Source organism: Streptomyces sp. NBC_00158 (genome assembly GCF_045160885.1).
Lineage (GTDB): Bacteria > Actinomycetota > Actinomycetes > Streptomycetales > Streptomycetaceae > Streptomyces.
On record NZ_CP108161.1, the window covers coordinates 6,355,239 to 6,372,798 of the forward strand.

Sequence of the window (17,560 nt, forward strand, 5' to 3'; positions counted from 1 at the left end):
GCGTGCACGCCGGTCCGTACGACCCTCTAACGCCGCACGGCCGGACGGGTTTCAGGCGGCCGGGCGCAGCGGACCCTCCCCGGGGCTTAAGCCCCGGGGCCGATGCCCCTCCTGACCAGGCTGGTTACTGTCGCCGCATGGACAGGACCACACGAAAAGCTCGCCTCGGAGCGGCAACTGACATCGGATCAGGCGCAGGGGGCACCGCCCTCGCCTGGGCGGGGGCCGCAGGCCACCTCGCCGTCGCGGGCCTGCTCGTCGGTGTCGCCCGCTACACGGCCCCCGGGGTGCTCGCGGGCGTCCTGCTGCTCGCCGCCGGGCTGTCGGCCGGGCTGCTGCGGCGCAGGCCCCTGACGGCCCTGGCCCTGACCCTCCTCGCCGGGTCGGCCGTCACCTTCTCGGCGGGCGGCTACGGCTCGCAGCGCCTGCTCGTGTACCTCCCGGCCGCGCTGCTCCTCGGCTTCGTCGTCGCCACCCGGCCGCGCCGCACCGCCGTGGCCGCCGGCGTGCTCTGCGCGGCGGTCGAGCTGCCCGCCGTCGGCCTGCTGGCGCCGGGGACGGACGTGCTCGCCGCGGGCCTGATCGCGGCCCTGACGCTGGTGCTCGCCTGGCTTGCCGGGCTGACCCTGAGCCAGCGCCGCGAGCACGCCGTCGAACTGCGCGGCAGGGAGGTGGCGGAGGCCGTCACCGCCGAACGCCTGCGCATCGCACGCGAGCTGCACGACATGGTCGCCCACAGCATCGGCGTCATCGCCATCCAGGCCGGCGTGGGCAGCCGGGTCATCGACACCCAGCCCGAGGAGGCGCGCGGCGCCCTCACCGCCATCGAGGCCACCAGCCGCGAGACCCTCGCCGGGCTGCGCCGGACCCTGGTCGCCCTGCGCCGGTCGGAGCCCCGGGACGACGGGGACGACCGGGACGACGAGGGCGCCGCGCCGACGGCGCCCGCGCCCGGCCTGGCCGACCTCGACGCGCTGGCGGCCTCGCCCGCCGGAGCGGGCGTACGGGTGGACGTACGCCGGACCGGCGAGCCGCGCAGGCTCCCGCCGGAGATCGAACTGTCGGCGTACCGCATCGTGCAGGAGGCCCTGACGAACGTGGTCCGGCACGCGGGAGCCGGCGCGGGGGCCCGGGTGACCCTGGACTTCCGGGAGTGCGAGCTGGCGGTGGAGGTCGTCGACGACGGCCGGGGAGCCGCGGCACGCCCCGGGAGGACCGGTTTCGGCATCACCGGCATGTACGAGCGGGTCGCCCTGCTCGGCGGCCGGTTCAGCGCCGGACCCCGCCCCGAGGGCGGCTTCCGGGTCGCGGCCGAACTGCCCCTGCCCGTCACGGCGGCGGCGGAGGCGGCCCGATGAGCCCGGCACCGGTGCGCGTCCTGCTGGTGGACGACCAGCCGCTCATCCGCTCCGGACTGCGGGTGCTCATCGCGGACACCGCCGACCTGGAGGTGGTCGGCGAGGCCGGCACGGGCGGGGAGGCGGTCCGGCTGGCCGCCGAGCAGGGACCCGACGTGGTGGTGATGGACATCCGGATGCCGGGCATGGACGGCATCGAGGCGACCCGCCGGATCACGGCCGGCCCCGGCTCGCCCCGGGTGCTCGTCCTGACCACCTTCGACGAGGACGAGCACGTCTACGGGGCGCTGCGCGCCGGAGCCAGCGGCTTCGCCGTCAAGGACATGGCCCTGGACGAGATCCTGGCGGCCGTCCGCGTGGTCGCCGCCGGGGACGCGCTGATCGCGCCGGCCGTCACGCGCCGCCTGATCGCGGACTTCGTACGCACCCCCGTGCGGGAGCAGCGGCGGACCGTGCGGCCGGTGGAGGGCATCACCGACAGGGAGCGGGAGGTGCTCACCCTGGTCGGGCGGGGCCGGTCGAACGCGGAGATCGCCGCCGAGCTGTACATCTCCGTGGCCACGGCCAAGGCCCACGTGGCGCGCCTGTTCGGCAAGCTGGGCGCCAGGGACCGGGTCCAGCTGGTGATCACCGCCTACGAGGCGGGCCTGGTCACACCGTCGCCCTGAGCGGGCGCGCCGCCCGGGGGTACGGCGAACGGCCGGGCCGGGATCCCCGAGGGGGCCCGGCCCGGCCGTCGGTGTGCCGTGGGGGCGGGGCTCAGTCCTGCTTGCCGGCGCGCCGGGCCGCGTCCTGGGCCTGCTTCTCCTTGATCCGCACGGTTTCCTTGCGGACCTCGGCCTGGGTGGTGCGCTCCTTCTGCAGCCACTCCGGGTTCTCCTGCTTGATCGCCTCGATCTGCTCGGTGGTGAGCGCCTCGGTGACCCCGCCGCGCGCGAGACCGGCGATGGAGACGCCCAGCTTGGCGGCGACCACCGGACGCGGGTGCGGGCCGTTGCGCCGCAGCTCCACCAGCCAGGCCGGCGGCTCGGCCTGGAGTGCGTTCAGCTCGGTGCGCGAGACCACGCCCTCCTGGAACTCTGCGGGGGTGGCCTCGAGGTACACACCCAGCTTCTTCGCCGCGGTCGCGGGCTTCATCGTCTGGGTGCTCTGGTGCGACGTCATGGGGTCAAGGGTATCGAGCATGTGCACTACCTCCGACCACGACCGGTAACCTGGCGGGGTGACAGGCTCGGATACACCCCCTTCGTTCCGGCTCGCCTATGTCCCGGGAGTGACGCCCACGAAGTGGGTGCGGATCTGGAACGAGCGGCTGCCCGACGTCCCCCTGACCCTCGTCGGCGTACCCGCCGCCGAGGCGTTCGCCGCGCTGCGCACCAGCGACGCCGACGCCGGGTTCGTACGGATGCCGGTGGACGGGGCGGACCTCAGCGCGATCCCCCTCTACACCGAGACGACCGTCGTGGTCGTCCCGAAGGACCACCTCGTGGCCGCCGTCGAGGAGATCACCACCGCGGACCTGGCCGACGAGATCGTGCTGCACCCCCTCGACGACGTCCTCGTCTGGGAGACCCTGCCCGGCCGTCCCGCCTTCGAGCGGCCCGCCACCACGGCCGACGCCATCGAGCTGGTCGCGGCGGGCATCGGCGTCCTCGTCGTCCCGCAGTCCCTCGCCCGCCTGCACCACCGCAAGGACCTCACCTACCGGACGGTCTCCGACGCCCCCGCCTCGCGGATCGCGCTGTCCTGGCCGGAGGAGAAGACCACCGACCTGGTGGAGGAGTTCATCGGGATCGTCCGCGGACGGACCGTGAACAGCACCCGCGGCCGGCAGCCCACCCCGCCGCAGCCCAAGCAGCGCAAGGCCGCCGGGGGCGCCGGCGGGAAGACGGGGGCCAAGGCCGGCGGCGCCAAGGCCGGCGGCGCGAAGAGCGGTGGAGCCAAGCCCGCCGCCCGGTCGGGCGGCAAGCCCGCAGCCAAGCCCGCAGCCAAGCCCGCCGCCAAGCGCGGCGGCAAGCCGCGCGGGCGCCGCTAGGGCTCAGAGCCGACCGCGGCCGGTCCTCGCGTTGCGGGGGCGGGTCCGGGCGGGCAGGGTCGGTGGGGCGGCTCCCTCGCAGGAAGGTCCGACCATGCCCATCGCCACCGTCAACCCCACGACGGGCCAGACGCTGCTCTCCTTCGACGCCCTCGACGCGGCCGGCATCGAACGCTGCCTGGCCCTGGCCGCCCGCACGGCGGCCTCGTACCGGCGCACCTCCTTCGCCGAGCGCTCCGCGCTGCTGAACCGGGCGGCGGACCTGCTGGAGGCGGAGGCCGAGGACGTCGCCCGCACCATGACCGTCGAGATGGGCAAGCCGCTCGCGGCGGCCCGCGCGGAAGCCGCCAAGTGCGTCAAGGCGATGCGCTGGTACGCGGCCCGCGCCGAGTCCCTCCTCGCCGACGAGCACCCCGCCGACGCCGACGTCCGCGACGCGGGTGCCTCGGCCGTCCGGGTCCGCTACCGGCCCCTGGGCGTGGTGCTCGCCGTCATGCCGTGGAACTTCCCGCTCTGGCAGGTCGTGCGGTTCGCCGCGCCCGCGCTGATGGCCGGCAACGTGGGCCTGCTCAAGCACTCGTCGAACGTCCCCCAGACCGCCCTGTACCTCGGCGACCTCTTCCACCGGGCGGGCTTCCCGCAGGGCTGCTTCCAGACCCTGCTGATCGGCTCGGGCCCCGTCGAGGGCATCCTGCGCGACCCCCGGGTGGCGGCGGCCACCCTGACCGGCAGCGAACCGGCCGGACGGGCCGTGGCCTCCGTGGCGGGGGACGAGGTCAAGAAGACGGTCCTGGAGCTCGGCGGCAGCGACCCCTACGTCGTGATGCCCTCGGCGGACGTCGCCCGGGCGGCCAGGACCGCGGTGACCGCCCGGGTGCAGAACAACGGGCAGTCCTGCATCGCCGCCAAGCGGTTCATCGTCCACACCGACGTCTACGAGGAGTTCGCCCGCCTCTTCACCGAGGGCATGCGGGCGCTGACCGTCGGCGACCCCATGCGGGAGTCCACCGACGTCGGCCCGCTGGCGACCGAGAGCGGCCGCGCCGACGTGGAGGAGCTGGTCGACGACGCCGTTCGCCACGGGGCCACGGTCCTGTGCGGCGGCCGCCGGCCGCCCGGCCACCCCGACGGCTGGTTCTACGAGCCGACGGTGCTGGCCGACGTCACCCCGGCCATGCGCATCGACCTGGAGGAGACCTTCGGCCCCGTCGCCACCCTCTACCGGGTGGGCAGTCTGGAGGAGGCCGTGGAGCGGGCCAACCACACGCCCTTCGGACTCAGCTCCAACGTCTGGACCCGGGACGACTCCGACCTGGAGCGCTTCGTCGCCGAGCTCGACGCGGGCGGGATCTTCGTCAACGGGATGACCGCCTCCCACCCGGCCCTGCCCTTCGGCGGGGTCAAGCGGTCCGGGTACGGGCGGGAGCTGTCCGGGCACGGCATCCGCGAGTTCTGCAACATCACCACCGTCTGGCAGGCCGCGGAGCAGGGCTGACCGCTCAGCCCTCCATCAGCCCCAGCACGTGCTCGGTGATCATGTCGAGGACCGCCCCGGCGGCCTTCTCGTCGCCGAGCACCAGGACGCTCAGGGTCAGCCCGTCGGTCATGGCCGCCAGGTACCGGGCCAGGACGGGTGCCGGGACCTTCGGGACGAGTCCCATGTCCCGGCACAGCTGCCCGATCAGCTCCTCGTACGTCTGGCAGTACAGCTCGTACTGGCGGCGGGCCAGGTGCTCGAAGCCGGGACGGCGCAGGGCGTACTGGGTGAGCTCGTAGGTGAGCATGTGCTCGCCGGGCTGCGCCCCCACGTGGTCCCAGTACGCCTGGAAACCGGCCCGGACGGTCTCGCGGAGGGTGGGTTTCGGCCGGATCGCCTCCCTCACCACGCTGATGTAGTGCGCGGTGATCGCGTCCAGGACGGATTCCAGCAGCTCCTGCTTGGAGTCGAAGCAGTAGTGGAAGACGCTCAGGGACACGCCGGCCTCGGCGGCGATCGAGCGGGTCGTGGTCCGGGCGACGCCGTCACGGGTCATCGCGCGGATCGCCGCCTCGGTCAGCTGGGCGCGCCGCTCGGCCGACGGCATGCGGGGCATGGAACTCCTCGGGGTGGGGCCTTCGGGCCGGGGCCTTGGGGTACGGCGGCGGGGCCGGCCGGACGTTCCCGGCCGGCCCCGCCGGTGGTGTCAGCTGCTGAAGACGCCGACCTCGTGGAGGGAGTACCCCCACTGGGTGGCCCGCTGGACCCCCTGGACGCGCAGGTACCGGGCCGTCACCCCGGAGAAGCGGGCGGTGTCGAGGCCGCCGTCGCTGTCGGAGGTGGACCAGACCGTCTGCCAGTCAGAGCCGTCCGTGGAGACCTCCAGCCGGTACGCCTTGCCGTACGCCCGCTCCCAGTCGAGCGTGACCCGCCCGATCCGGTGCGCGGAGCCCAGGTCGATGCGCAGCCACTGGCCGTCGTTCCACTCGCTGGCCCAGCGCGAGCCGGAGTCGCCGTCCACGGCCCGGCCGGGGGAGTAGTCGACGAAGGGGTTCCACCACTCCGACGAGGAGGCCGAGGCGGAGGAGCCGGCGGCGAGGTTCACCGACGACCGGTGCCGCTCCGAGGCCCCCCAGGTGCCGAGGTAGGACTCGGCGCCCTTGAACAGGTCGTCCACCACGTCCTGGCCGCCGGTGAGCCGGATGTCCTCGATCCAGTCGGGGACCAGGCCGTAGTGCGAGGCGCCGTCGGTGTTGAGGTCCCAGGTGCGCTGCCCGGTGGTCTGCCGGTCGATGACGGAACCGCCGTCGGTGCTGGTGAAGGGGTACTTCACCGGGTTCGGCGTGTTCGCGCCCCGGGGGCCGGGCCAGCCGCCCACGCCGTTCATGTCGGTGCCGTAGCCGTAGCCGACCTTGTACTTGTCGCGCAGGGCGTCGGTGCGCTTGGCCTCCGCGCTGAAGGCCTCGGAGCCGCTCATGTACTGGGCCGCGAAACCGCCCAGCTTGTAGAGCCGCTCGGTCCAGCCCAGGTCCATCCAGCTGTGCGATGAGATGACGCCCGGGTAGGACTCGGACTCCAGGATGTCGAAGGCGCGGCCCGCGGCCTTGACGCTCATGTGGTCGACCTCGAGCATCATTCCGCGCTTCATCATGCCGCGGACGGCGTACTCGCCGAGTTCGGTGAGACCGCGCTTGTTGCAGCGGGCGTCGGAGGAGTACGAGGGGACCGCGACCCCGGCCGGGAGCTCCTTCTGCGCCGCCGGAGCCGCCGCGAGGCCGATCGGGTTGTCCTTCTGCGGGCCGGTGCACTGCTCGGTCTGCCAGAAGGTGCCGGTCGACAGGAACTGGCCGACGTTGATCGCGGTGCCGAGGGCGCCCTCGTCGAAGCGGACCCCGCACAGGGCGTTGTCGAACTTGTGGCAGAGGAACATGCTGCGCACGCCCAGCTTGTACAGCTCGTCGAGGCCCCGGTCGACGTCGGCCTTGCCGCACTGGGCGACGTCGAGGATCTGCTTGCAGCCGAAGGGCTCGGAGGTCTCGACCCCCATGACGACGGCCAGCTTCCCCTGCTTGACGACCTCGCGGGCCTGGTCGGAGTCGGTGACGATGCGGAACCAGCCCTTGCCCGGGCCGCCGTACATCTTGTCGACGAAGGCCTGCATGTCGTAGGTCTTCTGCGCCTCCAGGCGGATGGCGGTCATCTCGTCGCAGCCGCGGTCCTTGAAGAAGTAGACCGAGCAGATCACCCCGTTGGTGACGAGGTCGTTGACGAGGACGCGCTGCCCGCCGCGCCAGGCGCGTTCGACCCAGGCGTAGTAGTTCTGCTGGTGGGTCAGCGAGTCGTGGGCGGGCCAGTCCTTGAAGGTGGGCCAGCCGTTGGGGTCGTGCTTGCCGTCCCCGCCCTTGGTGATGAAGTCGAAGACGGCGAGGGTGCCGTCGGGGTAGTGCTCGGGACAGTCCTTGAGGGCGTCCGCGACGCCCGCCTCGGAGAAGGGCTTGCCGCAGATCAGGCGGCCGCCGAAGCCCTCGTTGGACATCAGGTGGTCGTGCGCGTCGACGAACCCGCGCACCTTGCCCTGGGCGTCGGTGCCCTTGAAGGGCTCGCCGGTGACGTTGATCGCGGAGTCGGGCTGGGGCCGGGCGGTGGGGTTCCACCAGCCGGCGTCGGCCGTGGAGCCGGCGTCGGCCGAGGACAGCGGCGCGGGGCCGAGCAGCATGGCCAGCGCGGCGACGAGCGGTGTCAGGAGCGCGAGGCGGCGGCGCCGTCGGCGGGCGGCGCCGCGGTACGGCCGTGGGGGCGGGTGAGGGGTCAAGGTCATCACTCTTGTCTTCGGTCGTCGGATGCGGCGCGATCGGATCCGGGCATGACTTGTCATGCCCCGCACAAAGGTGGGACGAGAATCCCGACTGGCTCGAAAGGAGTCAAGAGTCCGGGACGGATGACCTGATCGGAAGATGATCCGACGATGGCCGGAAAGGTCAGGAGTGCGGAAGGGGCCTCCTAGCCTGCCCCGCATGCGACGCCTCCCCCTGCCCGGTCATCCCCTGGAGACCAGCCGCCTCCTGCTGAACCTGCTCACCCTCGCCACCCTCGCCGCCGTCTTCGCGGCGGTGGTCCTCGGCGGCTACCCGGCCGGCGGCATCACCCTGCTGCTGGTCCTCGCCGCCCTGCTGGTGTGGAGCGTGCGCTTCCGCAAGGAGTCGCTGCGCAGGCTGGAGGTGGAGCGCGCCGAGGACCTGCTGGCCCACGCCGAACTCCTGGAGCAGCGCCAGCAGTACGCGCGCGACCGCGGGTTCGCGTACGAGGAGACCAGCGCCGGGCCGGCCGTCGGCTTCGGCCGGATCGAGCAGCACGTGCCGCAGGACCCGGCGGAATGGGAGGGCGGCGCCACCATGGGGGAGCGGGTCAAGGAGGCCCCGCACCTGGAGCGCCTGGTGGGCCTGGCCCGGCACGCCCGCGAACTGGTCGCGGAGGGCGTCGTGAGGATGGACCGGGAGGGCTTCCGCGTCACCGTCTTCGACCTGGAGCTCGTCGACCACGAGGACCTCGGCGGCCTCGTCCGGATGCTGAAGCCCGCCGCCGCGCTGGAGGCCTCCAAGGACTACGTCACCGTATGGTCGGTGGAGCTGCCTTTCCCGCTGCCGTACGTGTCCTCCGCGTACGCCTGGGACGGCCGGCGCGACCCGGTCGAGGCGCTCGCCGAGGGGGAGGAGCGGATCGAACGGCGGGCCGAGGACCGGGAGTTCGCCGACAGGCTGCTGTCCTACCCGGCCGTGCGCGAGGACGCCCTCTCCGACACCGCCCACCCGTGGTTCCTCGACGGAGCCCGGCTCGTCGCCTGCGCCCGCTCCAACCGGGGCGTGGACCCGTGGACCGTGGAGGCCACCGCCGCCCGCCTGGCCCGGCTCGCCGCCCGGGTGCCGTGGACGGAGCTGGAGCGCTTCCGGGTGACCGACCCGCAGGACGGGCCGGTGCGCGCCGGCCGGATCCGCTGGACGCACCGCTGGCACGGGCTGCCCGGCCGGCCCCCGACCGCCCGCGCCCTCCTGGAGGAGCGGCAGATCACCCACGCGGGCCTGCGGGCCTTCGTACCGGCCGACGAGGGCTTCGACGAAGGGAGTTGACCGCACGGCCGGCACTGGCCGGATCCGGGCGGTACCGGCCGGAGTCGATCATAGGGTCGGAGGCATGAGCGAACAGAGTGACATCGTCGAAGGCGGCGGCCTTTCCCGACGCGGGGTCCTGCGGGTCACCGCGGCCGGCGCGGGTGCGGTCGCCGCCGTGGGCGCCGGGGCCTCCGCCGCGCACGCCGAGGGCCGCAGGTCCGCTGCGCCGACCTTCGTCCTGGTCCACGGCTCCGGGAGCAACTCCTACGGCTGGTCCGCGGTCCTCGCCGAGCTGGGCCTGCGCGGCCACCGGACGGTCGCCGTCGACCTCCCGGGCCACGGCCCCGGCTCCTACGTCCCCCTCTCCTACCAGTCCCCGCAGGACCTGGACCGGCTGGCCACCGAGCCCTCGCCGATCGGCCGGGTCACCCTGGACGACTTCGCGGAGCACGTCGTGGGCGTCGTCCGTGCCGCCCACCGCAACGGCCCGGTGGTCCTGGTCGGGCAGAGCCTGGGCGGGGCGACCCTGAACGCGGTCGCCAACCGGGTACCCGAACTCCTCTCCCACCTGGTGTACGCCTCGGCCTTCTGCGCGACGCGGCACACTTCGGTGACCGAGCTGATGACGACCCCCGAGGCCTCCACCAGCTCGCTGTTCAAGATCCCCCCGTTCAGGACCCCGCCGGAGCTGGGAGTCAACCGGGTCAACTGGCGCTCCGCCGACCCGGCCTTCTTCGCCGTCATGAAGGAGGCCCTGGCCGCCGATCGGACCGACGCCGAGGTCCGGGCGCTGCTGGCCACCCTGGAGCCCGACGAGTCCTCGGCGATCGGCAACGCGGACTCCCGCGGGCTGGCGGACCGCTGGGGACGCGTCCCGCGCACCTTCCTCCGGTTCACCGAGGACCGCTCCATCCCGGTACCGCTCCAGGACCTGATGATCCGCGAGGCCGACGGGGCCACCCCGCGCAACCGCTTCCGCGTACGCTCGATCGCCGCCCCGCACGTCGGGCCGCGCGCCGCCGTATGGGGGGACGAGCTGGAACGGGTCGGGGAGCTGTGCCGTTAGGCCGTAGGTGACGCCAGGGCGGGGCGGGCGTCCGCTCCGGCCGAGCCGTGCAGCAGCGCGGCCAGGTCGTGCGGCCGCGCCCGCTCGCCGGTCGGGGCCGCCTCCGCGATCCGGTCCAGCCGGAAGCCGCGGCCGGCCCGCCGGGTGCGGCACCAGGCGATGAGGTACCAGCGGCCGTCGACGGTGAGCAGCCCGGCCGGCTCCACCACCCGGTCGCTCGCCCGCCCCTCCGCGTCGACGTAGGACAGCCGCAGCACCAACCGGTCGGTGAGGGCCCGTTCCACGGCGGCGCGGACCGCCGCGGGGGTCCGTGACGGCAGGGCGACGATCCGGGCGGCAAGCTCCCGCGCCGCCGCCGGGGCGGGCCCGGTCATCGACGCGATGAGCTTCTGGTGGGCGGTGCGGGCCGCACCCGCGTAGGGGGCGCAGCCGGCGGCCGCGGCGAGGGCGGAGGTCAGAGCCGCGGCCTCGTCGGCGGTGAAGCGGACCGGGGGCAGGGTCATCGCCGGGTCGAGGGCCCAGCCCCCGCCCCGGCCGGCCGTGGAGCGCACCGGGACGCCGGAGTCCATCAGCGCCCCGAGGTCGCGCTGCACCGTGCGCCGGCTGACCTCGAACCGCGAGGCGAGCGCCGCGACCGTGAGCGGCCGGGGCGCGGCCGCGCGCAGCTCCTCCACCAGGGCGTAGAGGCGGGTCGTGCGGTTCATGCGGCCGACGCTACCGTCACGCGGAGGCCAGGAACGCGCGCTCGCGCTCCTGCTCCCGCTCGGTGACGGCCAGCGGGAACAGGGTGAAGCCGTGCATGGCGCCGGCGACGACGCCGAGCCGTACGGGAGCCCCCGCCGCCCGCCAGCGGGCGGCCAGGAACAGCGAGTCGTCCAGCAGCGGATCCTCGGTGCCGACGACGATCCGGGCGGGCGGCAGGCCGGCCAGGTCGGCGAACAGCGGCGAGACCTCCGGCGCCCGGCGCTCCTCCGCACTCATGCCGGGGGTGATCAGCCCGTAGCCGCCGCGCAGCGTGTCGGTGTTGGAGAGCAGCCGCCGGGAGCCGAACGACCGCTGACTCGGCGTCATCGACAGGTCGTACGCGCCGAACAGCAGGTTCGCGGCCCGGAAGGCGCCGGTGATCCCGTGCCGGTCGCGCAGGCGCAGCAGGGTCAGGACGCTCAGGTGGGCCCCGGCCGACTCGCCGCCGATCAGCAGCCGTCCGGTGCCGAACTCGGCCGGGGCGTGCTCCACCAGCCACCGGGCGGCCGCCTCGCAGTCGTCGGGACCGGCGGGGAAGGGGTGTTCCGGTGCGAGCCGGTACTCCACGCTCACCACGGCCAGCCGAGCCCGTACGGCCAGCCGCCACAGTCTCCCGTCCTGTCCGGCCGCGGAGCCGAACGCCCAGCCGCCCCCGTGGACGTGCAGGTACACGCCGTCGACAGGCCCGGGCACGAACGTCCGGACCGCCACCCCGCCCGCGAGGACGCGGTCGCGGCCGTGCGGCAGCCGTACGGGGGGCGTGGATCCGCCGAGCCGGTTGCGCCTCAGGAGCGCCAGCAGGGCGGCGTCCGGGGCTCCCTCACGGGCCGGCCGGTCCGCGGCGGTCCCGTACTGCTCGTTGAAGGCCAGGGTTTCGGAGAGGAGGTCCTCGTCGGTGATCGTCATGCGTCGACGGTCGCAGCCTTCCGCGACAGCCCCGTGTCACCTTTTCCCGGGGACCCGCGGCCCCCGCCCGATGTCCCACCATGCGAAACGATCTGTCTCACATCGCGGCACGTTCATTAGGGTGGGGGCATGAACGAGGAGCGGATACCCCGTAGTTGGCTGATGCTCGCCCTGGGAACGGCCGGCCAGACAGCGAGCACCACCGCGCTCTACGGCCTGCCGTACCTGATCCCCGCGCTCCAGGAGGAGCGGGGGCTGTCCCTGGCCGGCGCCGGGCTCCTCGTCACCTGCCCGGTCATCGGGATCCTGTTCGGCCTGACCGGCTGGGGCGCGGTCGCCGACCGGTACGGGGAACGCCCGGCGCTGACCATCGGGCTGCTCGCCGCCGCCTGTGCCCTGGCGGGCGCGGCGGCCGCCCGGGGGCCGTGGGTGCCGGCCGTCCTGCTGGTGCTGGCCGGGGTGGGCGGCTCCGCCGTCCACTCGGCCTCGGGGCGGCTGGTCATCGGCTGGTTCCCGCCCGGCCGGCGGGGCGTCGCGATGGGGGTGCGGCAGGCGTCGCAGCCGCTCGGCACCGCACTGGCCGCGGCGGCGTTCCCGCCGCTCGCCCACCACTTCGGCCCGGCGGCGGTCTTCGGATTCTGCGCGGTGCTCTGCGGGGCGACGGGCGCGGCGATCGCCCTGTTCGCCGTCGACCCGCCGCGTCCCGCGAAGGCGCCGGGCGTACGGACGCCCGCGCCGTACCGGAGCGGGGACGGCTACCTGTGGCGGATCCACGCCGTCGCCGCGCTGCTGTGCGTGCCGCAGTTCGTGGTGACCGGGTTCTCCCTGCTGTTCCTCACCGAGGTGCGCGGCTGGTCCGCCACCGCGGCCGGGACCGTGCTGGCCCTGGCCAATCTGGCCGGGGCGGGGGTGCGCCTGCTGGCCGGCTGGTGGTCCGACCGGGTGGGGAGCCGGACCGGCCCCATGCGGCTGCTGGCCGTGGCCACCGCGGTGGACCTGGTCCTGCTCGTCGCCGGTGCGGCCTGGGACTCCCCGGCCGGTACGGCGGCCCTGCTGCTGGCCTCGGGCCTGACCGTGAGCACCAACGGCCTGCACAACACTGCGGTCGCCGAGTACGCGGGCCCCGACTGGGCCGGCCGGGCCCTCGGGGTGCACGGGATGGGGCAGCACGCGGCGGTGGTGCTGGTCCCGCCGCTGGCCGGGGCCCTGGCCGCCGGCCACGGCTACACCCCGGTCTTCGCCCTCGCGGCGGCCTTCCCGGTGCTGGCGGTGGTGCTGCTGCCCGCGGCCGACCGCCGGGTGGACTGGCCGGCCGTGCCGGCCCGGCGGGCTCCGGCCGGGGGGCCTATCGTCGAGGTATGAGCGGGACGGTCGTGGTGTACGAGTACGACGGCGCGGCGGGAGCGGCGCCCGGTGCCGGAGCGGCGGTCCTGCGCGTGCACGCGGCGCCCGCCGCCCCCGGGCAGAGCGGGGTGCGGGGGCCGAGGACCCTGTGCGGCAGGGACACCTTCGCCATGGGGACGGCCCCGTGGCAGCCCTCCGGGCACCCCGGCTCCGGCTGGTACCCCCCGGAGCACGCCGACCGGATCTGCCCCGCCTGCGACGACGTGGCCGGCGGGGACTGATCAGCGGCCGGGTGCCATGTCGTAGGTGACCCACATGGTCCGGGTGGCCACCTGGTCGTACTTGGAGCGCGCCCGGTGGTTGTCGTCGGCGGTGATCCACCGCACCACGCTCCACCCGCGCTCGGCGGCGAGCCCGCGCAGGGCCCCGAGGAGCAGGTCGGCGGCGCCGGAGCCGCGGTGCTCGGGGGCCACGAACAGGTCGTCGAGGAAACAGCCGGTGGTCGCGGACAGCGGCCGGGCGAAGGGCCGGTAGTGCGCCAGCCCCAGCAGCCGCCCCCCGGAGTCCTCGGCCACCAGGGCGTTCACCTCGTGGCCGGGGTCGATCAGCCACGCCCACACCGTCGCGGCCGCCTCCTCGGTCTGCTCCACCCGGTAGAAGTCCGCGTAGCCCCGGTACAGGACGCGCCACTGGGCGAAGTCCCCGGGCTGGACGGCGCGGACCAAGATGTCGGACATGTGGGGCAGCTCCTCTGATCGGCGGACCGACGCAACGTAGCAAGGGGCCGCCGCCCCGGCACCTGTCCACGGAGGTGCCACGGCCGTCGTCGTTTTCGACGCGGCGGCGGTTGCGGCCGCACGCGGCGGAGCCCGGCCGGGGGTGCCGGCCGGGCTCCTGGGTGGGGCGGGTGGTGCCGTCGGGTCAGCTCGTCTGGAGGGTCACGTCGTCCACCACGAAGGAGGTCTGGAGGGACTGGTCCTCCACCCCCTTGAACTGCAGGACCACGGTCTGCCCGGCGAACTGGGAGACGTCGTAGCTCTTCAGGGTGTAGCCGGAGCCCGCGTCCAGGTTGGACAGGGTCGCCAGGGTCTGGCCGCCGACCGAGACCGTGAAGGTGTCGTAGGCGACGTTCTCGTTCTCGTCGGTGTCGATGTGCAGGTAGAAGGAGAGCCGGCCGGAGGCGCAGCCGGCGGGCAGGGTCAGGGACTGCGAGGCGGTGTCCGTACGGGAGCTGCCCCAGCCGTTCAGCCAGGCCATGTACGAGCCGCCGTGCGGGGCCTGGCCGGACTGGTTGGTGATCACCCCGGAGGTCGTGGACCACGGGGCGGAGCCGCTCTCGAAGCCGCCGTTGGCGACGACCTGGGCCGGGGTGCAGGTGCCGCCGCCCCCGCCGACGGTCAGCGTGTACGTGGTGCTGTGGCTGACGGAGCCGGTACCGGTGACGGTCAGGGTGTGCGTGCCGGCGGGGGTGCCCGCGGCGACCTGGACCGAGAGGGTGGCGGACTGGCCGGACTGGACCGAGGCCGGGCTGACGGTCGCGGTCACGCCGGAGGGGGCGCCCGTGACGGACAGGGCGACGGTCTGCGGGCTGCCGCTGACGGTGGCGGTGTTCACCGTGGAGGTGACGCCGTCGCCCGGGTTGGCGGAGCCGGCGGCCGGGCTGGTGGCGATGGAGAAGTCGGAGGCGGGGGTGCCGCCGCCGACGGCCGTCTTCCAGATGGCGTACGCGACGCCGTCGGCGCTGCGGTCGAGGACCGTGGCGCTGATGTTGGAGGTGGTGTCGCAGGAGCTGTGGTAGCAGGAGTCGTACGCCGCGCCCGCGGTGCCGCCCCACTTCGAGGCCTGCGCGGAGGTCTTGCGGGCGCTGGCGCCGGCGGCGTAGCCGGAGGTGGGGATGCCGGCCTGCTGGAAGGAGTAGTCGTCACTGCGGCCCTGGCCCTCGGTGTTCTCCTCCGGGGCGAGGTTCAGCGAGGTCCAGTACGCCTTCAGCGGGGCGGCGGTGGTGGAGTTGACGTTGTTGATGAAGTAGCCGCCGTTGGTCGAGCCGACCATGTCGAAGTTGTAGTAGCCCTTGATGGTGGCGCGCTGGGCGCTGGTGAGCTGGTTGACGTAGAACTTCGAGCCGTTGAGGCCCTGCTCCTCGTCGGTCCACCAGGCGAACCGCACGTGCTGGGTCATCGTCGGGTTCTTCTGGGCCAGGACGAGGGCGTTCTCCAGCAGGGTCGCGGAGCCCGAGCCGTTGTCGTTGATGCCCGGTCCGGCCGAGACGCCGTCGAGGTGGGCGCCGAACATCACGGTCTTGTCGGCGGGGCCGCCCGGCCAGTCGGCTATCAGGTTGTTCGACGGGTAGGTGCAGGAGGTGCAGGCCTGCTCGGTGACGGTGTAGCCGGCGGCCTGGAGCTTGCCCTTCACGTACGCGAGGGACTGGGTGTAGCCCGCGCTGCCGGCCCGGCGGTTGCCGCCGTTCTGCGAGGCGATCGTGCCGAACTGGGCCAGGTGCGCCTGGACGTTGGCGACGCTGATGTCGGGCGCCGTCGGGTCGGGCTGGGTGCCGCCCACGTTGAGGGCGTAGTCCACGGTGTGCGCGAGGGACGCGCCCTGCCCCTTGACGGTGACGGTGGAGGCCCCCGGCGCCGCGTTGGACGAGGCGGAGAGGGTCAGCGTCGAGGACTGCCCGGACTGCACGGTGGCCGGGTTGAAGGAGGCGGTGACCCCGGCGGGCAGGCCCGTCGCGGTGAGGGTCACCTGCTGGGCGGAGCCGCTGGTGGTGCTGGTGGCCACGGTGGTGGTGACGGAGCCGCCCTGCTGGACGGTGCCGGAGGCCGGGTTCAGGGAGAGCGAGAAGTCGTTCTGCCCGCTCGGGGTGCAGGTCGGGTCACCGCTCTGGGCGGGCACGCTGATGGCGTCCCAGGCGGCCTTGGTCTTGTTGAACAGGTTGCAGGTGGCGTCGAGGGACTTGGCCGAGCTCAGCGTGGCCGTCCGGTACTTCTTGTAGGACATGCTGCTGGTCTTGAGGAGCATGCCGCCGTAGAAGATCTTGCCGGCGTTCTGCACGCCGACACCCGTCAGCGCGGTCTGGTTGCAGGTGCTGCTGTTGGGCTTGCCGCCACCGGGGTTGGTGCCCTCGGCCAGCAGGTAGAACCAGTGGTTGAGCGGCCCGGCGGCCTTGTGGACCTCGGTGCCGGGGATCGCGGAGCTGTAGCAGGCCGGGTCGTTGTTGACGGCCGGCGGGTCGTACATGTTGCGGATCGGGCCGCGGCCCTGGAGGTTGATGACCTCGCCGACCGTGTAGTCGGGGGTGTCGTACGGGGACGGTTCGTTGACGTACGCCTCGGTCAGCGCGCCGAATATGTCGCCGGTGGCCTCGCCGAGGCCGGCCTCCTGGCCGCTGGTGCCGCCGGGGGTGTTGGAGTCGATGGCGTGCCCGTACTCGTGGGCCACCACGTCCACGCCGGCGATCCACTCGTTGGCGCTGTTGCGCCCGATGGTCACCGAACTGCCGTCCCAGTAGGCGTTGAGGTCGCTCAGGCCCACCTTGCCGGGGAAGCTGCGCCCGTTGCCGCTGACGCCGTTGCGGCCGAGCCACTGGGACAGCATGTCCCACTGCTTCTGCGCGGCGAACATCAGGTCGACGCACCCGGTCTCCTTGGAGGTCGGGTTGCCGGTGCCCCAGGAGTCCGAGGACTTGCTGAAGACCGTTCCGGAGCTGTAGTCCGCGCAGCTCAGACCCGGGCGGTTCGGGTCGCGCAGGGAGTACGTGCCGCCGGAGGCGGTGGTGTCGATCGTCAGCGGGTTGGGCCCGTTCCACTTGCTGTTGCCGGTGCCGGCCACGACGTCGTCGTAGCGGTCGACGACCTTCCCGGTGCGGGCGTCCACGAAGACGTGCAGCCGACTGGGCGCCGTACGGCTGCGGCCGGTGAGCACGGTCTCCCAGGCCAGGACGGGCTTGTCGTCCTTGAGCCGGACGACGAGCCGGCTGCTCTCGACCTTGTCCACCTTCTCCAACTCGCGCCGCGAGGAGGCCTCGGCCGCCTTCGCGTCGACGTCCGGGGTGGTCGCCACGTCGATCACCGTCGCGGAGGCCGACTGGAGCGCGCGGACCCGGCCCTCGCCGTCGGCGAGGACGACCGCGTCGCCGCCGACCACGGGCAGGCCGCGGTAGCTGCGCTCGTACGCGACGGAGTACAGGTCCTTCACCCAGGGGGTGACCTGGCGCCGTTCGTACTGCTGGCGGGGGGAGTTGACCAGGGTGTCGAGGCCGCTGCGGACGGCCGCGTCCGCGGCGGCCACGGCCCGCTCGGCCTTGGACTGGCGGGGTGGTACGGGATCCGGCTGCGCGGCCGACGCGGTGCCGGCCAGGGCGCCGGCGAGGCTCGCGGTCAGCGCGAGGGCTGCCACGGACGCCGTCCATCTGGTGGGCTGCACGAGTCCACTCCGATCGTGTGTGGGGGGTGGGTGGCGGTACGCGTCGCCGAGTATGGGCGTGGACATGGCGAGATTGGGACATCCCTGCGGGCATAAGGC

Annotated in this window: 15 protein-coding genes; 8 read left to right on the plus strand and 7 right to left on the minus strand. The window is 73.8% G+C overall.

The window, feature by feature from the left end; translation table 11 throughout:
• The first annotated feature begins 137 nt into the window (after nucleotides 1–137).
• Together OG553_RS29285 and OG553_RS29290 are read left to right on the plus strand one after the other, a co-directional pair.
• On the plus strand, nucleotides 138–1,358 hold the full coding sequence (locus OG553_RS29285) for a sensor histidine kinase (RefSeq protein WP_405981833.1): 1,221 nt from the start codon (nucleotides 138–140) through the stop codon (nucleotides 1,356–1,358).
• Complete coding sequence (locus OG553_RS29290; RefSeq protein WP_405981834.1) at nucleotides 1,355–2,026, plus strand: response regulator; 672 nt, start codon at nucleotides 1,355–1,357, stop codon at nucleotides 2,024–2,026. The genes OG553_RS29285 and OG553_RS29290 overlap by 4 nt, the downstream gene beginning before the upstream one ends.
• A 91-nt stretch (nucleotides 2,027–2,117) precedes the next feature.
• Here OG553_RS29290 and OG553_RS29295 read toward each other — a convergent pair whose 3' ends face one another.
• On the minus strand, nucleotides 2,118–2,522 hold the full coding sequence (locus tag OG553_RS29295) for a DUF5997 family protein (protein WP_405981835.1): 405 nt from the start codon (nucleotides 2,520–2,522) through the stop codon (nucleotides 2,118–2,120).
• A 58-nt stretch (nucleotides 2,523–2,580) separates the two neighbouring features.
• Here OG553_RS29295 and OG553_RS29300 point away from each other — a divergent pair, with 58 nt between their 5' ends.
• Nucleotides 2,581–3,393: a LysR family substrate-binding domain-containing protein gene (locus tag OG553_RS29300; RefSeq protein WP_405981836.1), complete on the plus strand. Its 813-nt coding sequence runs from the start codon at nucleotides 2,581–2,583 to the stop codon at nucleotides 3,391–3,393.
• Nucleotides 3,394–3,487: 94 nt separating this feature from the next.
• On the plus strand, nucleotides 3,488–4,888 hold the full coding sequence (locus tag OG553_RS29305) for an NADP-dependent succinic semialdehyde dehydrogenase (RefSeq protein WP_405981837.1): 1,401 nt from the start codon (nucleotides 3,488–3,490) through the stop codon (nucleotides 4,886–4,888).
• A gap of 4 nt (nucleotides 4,889–4,892) precedes the next feature.
• Here OG553_RS29305 and OG553_RS29310 read toward each other — a convergent pair whose 3' ends face one another.
• Nucleotides 4,893–5,486, minus strand: a complete 594-nt coding sequence (locus tag OG553_RS29310; protein WP_405981838.1) for a TetR/AcrR family transcriptional regulator — start codon at nucleotides 5,484–5,486, stop codon at nucleotides 4,893–4,895.
• A gap of 90 nt (nucleotides 5,487–5,576) precedes the next feature.
• On the minus strand, nucleotides 5,577–7,586 hold the full coding sequence (locus tag OG553_RS29315; protein ID WP_405983172.1) for a discoidin domain-containing protein: 2,010 nt from the start codon (nucleotides 7,584–7,586) through the stop codon (nucleotides 5,577–5,579).
• 298 nt (nucleotides 7,587–7,884) lie between these two features.
• Here OG553_RS29315 and OG553_RS29320 point away from each other — a divergent pair, with 298 nt between their 5' ends.
• Both OG553_RS29320 and OG553_RS29325 read left to right on the plus strand, forming a co-directional pair.
• Entirely contained in the window at nucleotides 7,885–8,994 is a 1,110-nt protein-coding gene (locus OG553_RS29320; protein WP_405981839.1) for a hypothetical protein, read from the plus strand.
• 64 nt (nucleotides 8,995–9,058) lie between these two features.
• Entirely contained in the window at nucleotides 9,059–10,042 is a 984-nt protein-coding gene (locus tag OG553_RS29325; RefSeq protein WP_405981840.1) for an alpha/beta fold hydrolase, read from the plus strand.
• Here the strand turns inward: OG553_RS29325 and OG553_RS29330 are convergent.
• Nucleotides 10,039–10,746 (minus strand): helix-turn-helix transcriptional regulator, encoded by a 708-nt coding sequence (locus OG553_RS29330; RefSeq protein WP_405981841.1) that lies wholly within the window; start codon nucleotides 10,744–10,746, stop codon nucleotides 10,039–10,041. The genes OG553_RS29325 and OG553_RS29330 overlap by 4 nt on opposite strands.
• A 16-nt stretch (nucleotides 10,747–10,762) precedes the next feature.
• A complete protein-coding gene (locus OG553_RS29335) occupies nucleotides 10,763–11,692 on the minus strand; it encodes an alpha/beta hydrolase (protein WP_405981842.1) in 930 nt (309 codons plus the stop codon).
• A 129-nt stretch (nucleotides 11,693–11,821) separates the two neighbouring features.
• Between OG553_RS29335 and OG553_RS29340 the strand changes: the two genes are divergently transcribed.
• Nucleotides 11,822–13,054: an MFS transporter gene (locus OG553_RS29340; protein ID WP_405981843.1), complete on the plus strand. Its 1,233-nt coding sequence runs from the start codon at nucleotides 11,822–11,824 to the stop codon at nucleotides 13,052–13,054.
• Entirely contained in the window at nucleotides 13,051–13,317 is a 267-nt protein-coding gene (locus OG553_RS29345; protein WP_405981844.1) for a hypothetical protein, read from the plus strand. Before OG553_RS29340 ends, OG553_RS29345 begins: the two co-directional genes overlap by 4 nt.
• On the opposite strand, the gene OG553_RS29350 is transcribed toward OG553_RS29345, so the two are convergent.
• On the minus strand, nucleotides 13,318–13,773 hold the full coding sequence (locus OG553_RS29350) for a GNAT family N-acetyltransferase (RefSeq protein WP_405981845.1): 456 nt from the start codon (nucleotides 13,771–13,773) through the stop codon (nucleotides 13,318–13,320).
• A 184-nt stretch (nucleotides 13,774–13,957) separates the two neighbouring features.
• On the minus strand, nucleotides 13,958–17,434 hold the full coding sequence (locus tag OG553_RS29355) for a M28 family peptidase (RefSeq protein ID WP_405983173.1): 3,477 nt from the start codon (nucleotides 17,432–17,434) through the stop codon (nucleotides 13,958–13,960).
• Between the last annotated feature and the right edge of the window lie 126 nt (nucleotides 17,435–17,560).

What these genes read in the sequence shown, in the direction of transcription:
- OG553_RS29285 (WP_405981833.1), top strand. Translation starts at nt 138, where the DNA reads ATGGACAGGACCACACGAAAAGCTCGCCTCGGAGCGGCAACTGACATC.
- OG553_RS29290 (WP_405981834.1), top strand. Translation starts at nt 1,355, where the DNA reads ATGAGCCCGGCACCGGTGCGCGTCCTGCTGGTGGACGACCAGCCGCTC.
- OG553_RS29295 (WP_405981835.1), bottom strand. Translation starts at nt 2,522, where the DNA reads ATGACGTCGCACCAGAGCACCCAGACGATGAAGCCCGCGACCGCGGCG.
- OG553_RS29305 (WP_405981837.1), top strand. Translation starts at nt 3,488, where the DNA reads ATGCCCATCGCCACCGTCAACCCCACGACGGGCCAGACGCTGCTCTCC.
- OG553_RS29310 (WP_405981838.1), bottom strand. Translation starts at nt 5,486, where the DNA reads ATGCCCCGCATGCCGTCGGCCGAGCGGCGCGCCCAGCTGACCGAGGCG.
- OG553_RS29315 (WP_405983172.1), bottom strand. Translation starts at nt 7,586, where the DNA reads ATGCTGCTCGGCCCCGCGCCGCTGTCCTCGGCCGACGCCGGCTCCACG.
- OG553_RS29320 (WP_405981839.1), top strand. Translation starts at nt 7,885, where the DNA reads ATGCGACGCCTCCCCCTGCCCGGTCATCCCCTGGAGACCAGCCGCCTC.
- OG553_RS29325 (WP_405981840.1), top strand. Translation starts at nt 9,059, where the DNA reads ATGAGCGAACAGAGTGACATCGTCGAAGGCGGCGGCCTTTCCCGACGC.
- OG553_RS29330 (WP_405981841.1), bottom strand. Translation starts at nt 10,746, where the DNA reads ATGAACCGCACGACCCGCCTCTACGCCCTGGTGGAGGAGCTGCGCGCG.
- OG553_RS29335 (WP_405981842.1), bottom strand. Translation starts at nt 11,692, where the DNA reads ATGACGATCACCGACGAGGACCTCCTCTCCGAAACCCTGGCCTTCAAC.
- OG553_RS29340 (WP_405981843.1), top strand. Translation starts at nt 11,822, where the DNA reads ATGAACGAGGAGCGGATACCCCGTAGTTGGCTGATGCTCGCCCTGGGA.
- OG553_RS29345 (WP_405981844.1), top strand. Translation starts at nt 13,051, where the DNA reads ATGAGCGGGACGGTCGTGGTGTACGAGTACGACGGCGCGGCGGGAGCG.
- OG553_RS29350 (WP_405981845.1), bottom strand. Translation starts at nt 13,773, where the DNA reads ATGTCCGACATCTTGGTCCGCGCCGTCCAGCCCGGGGACTTCGCCCAG.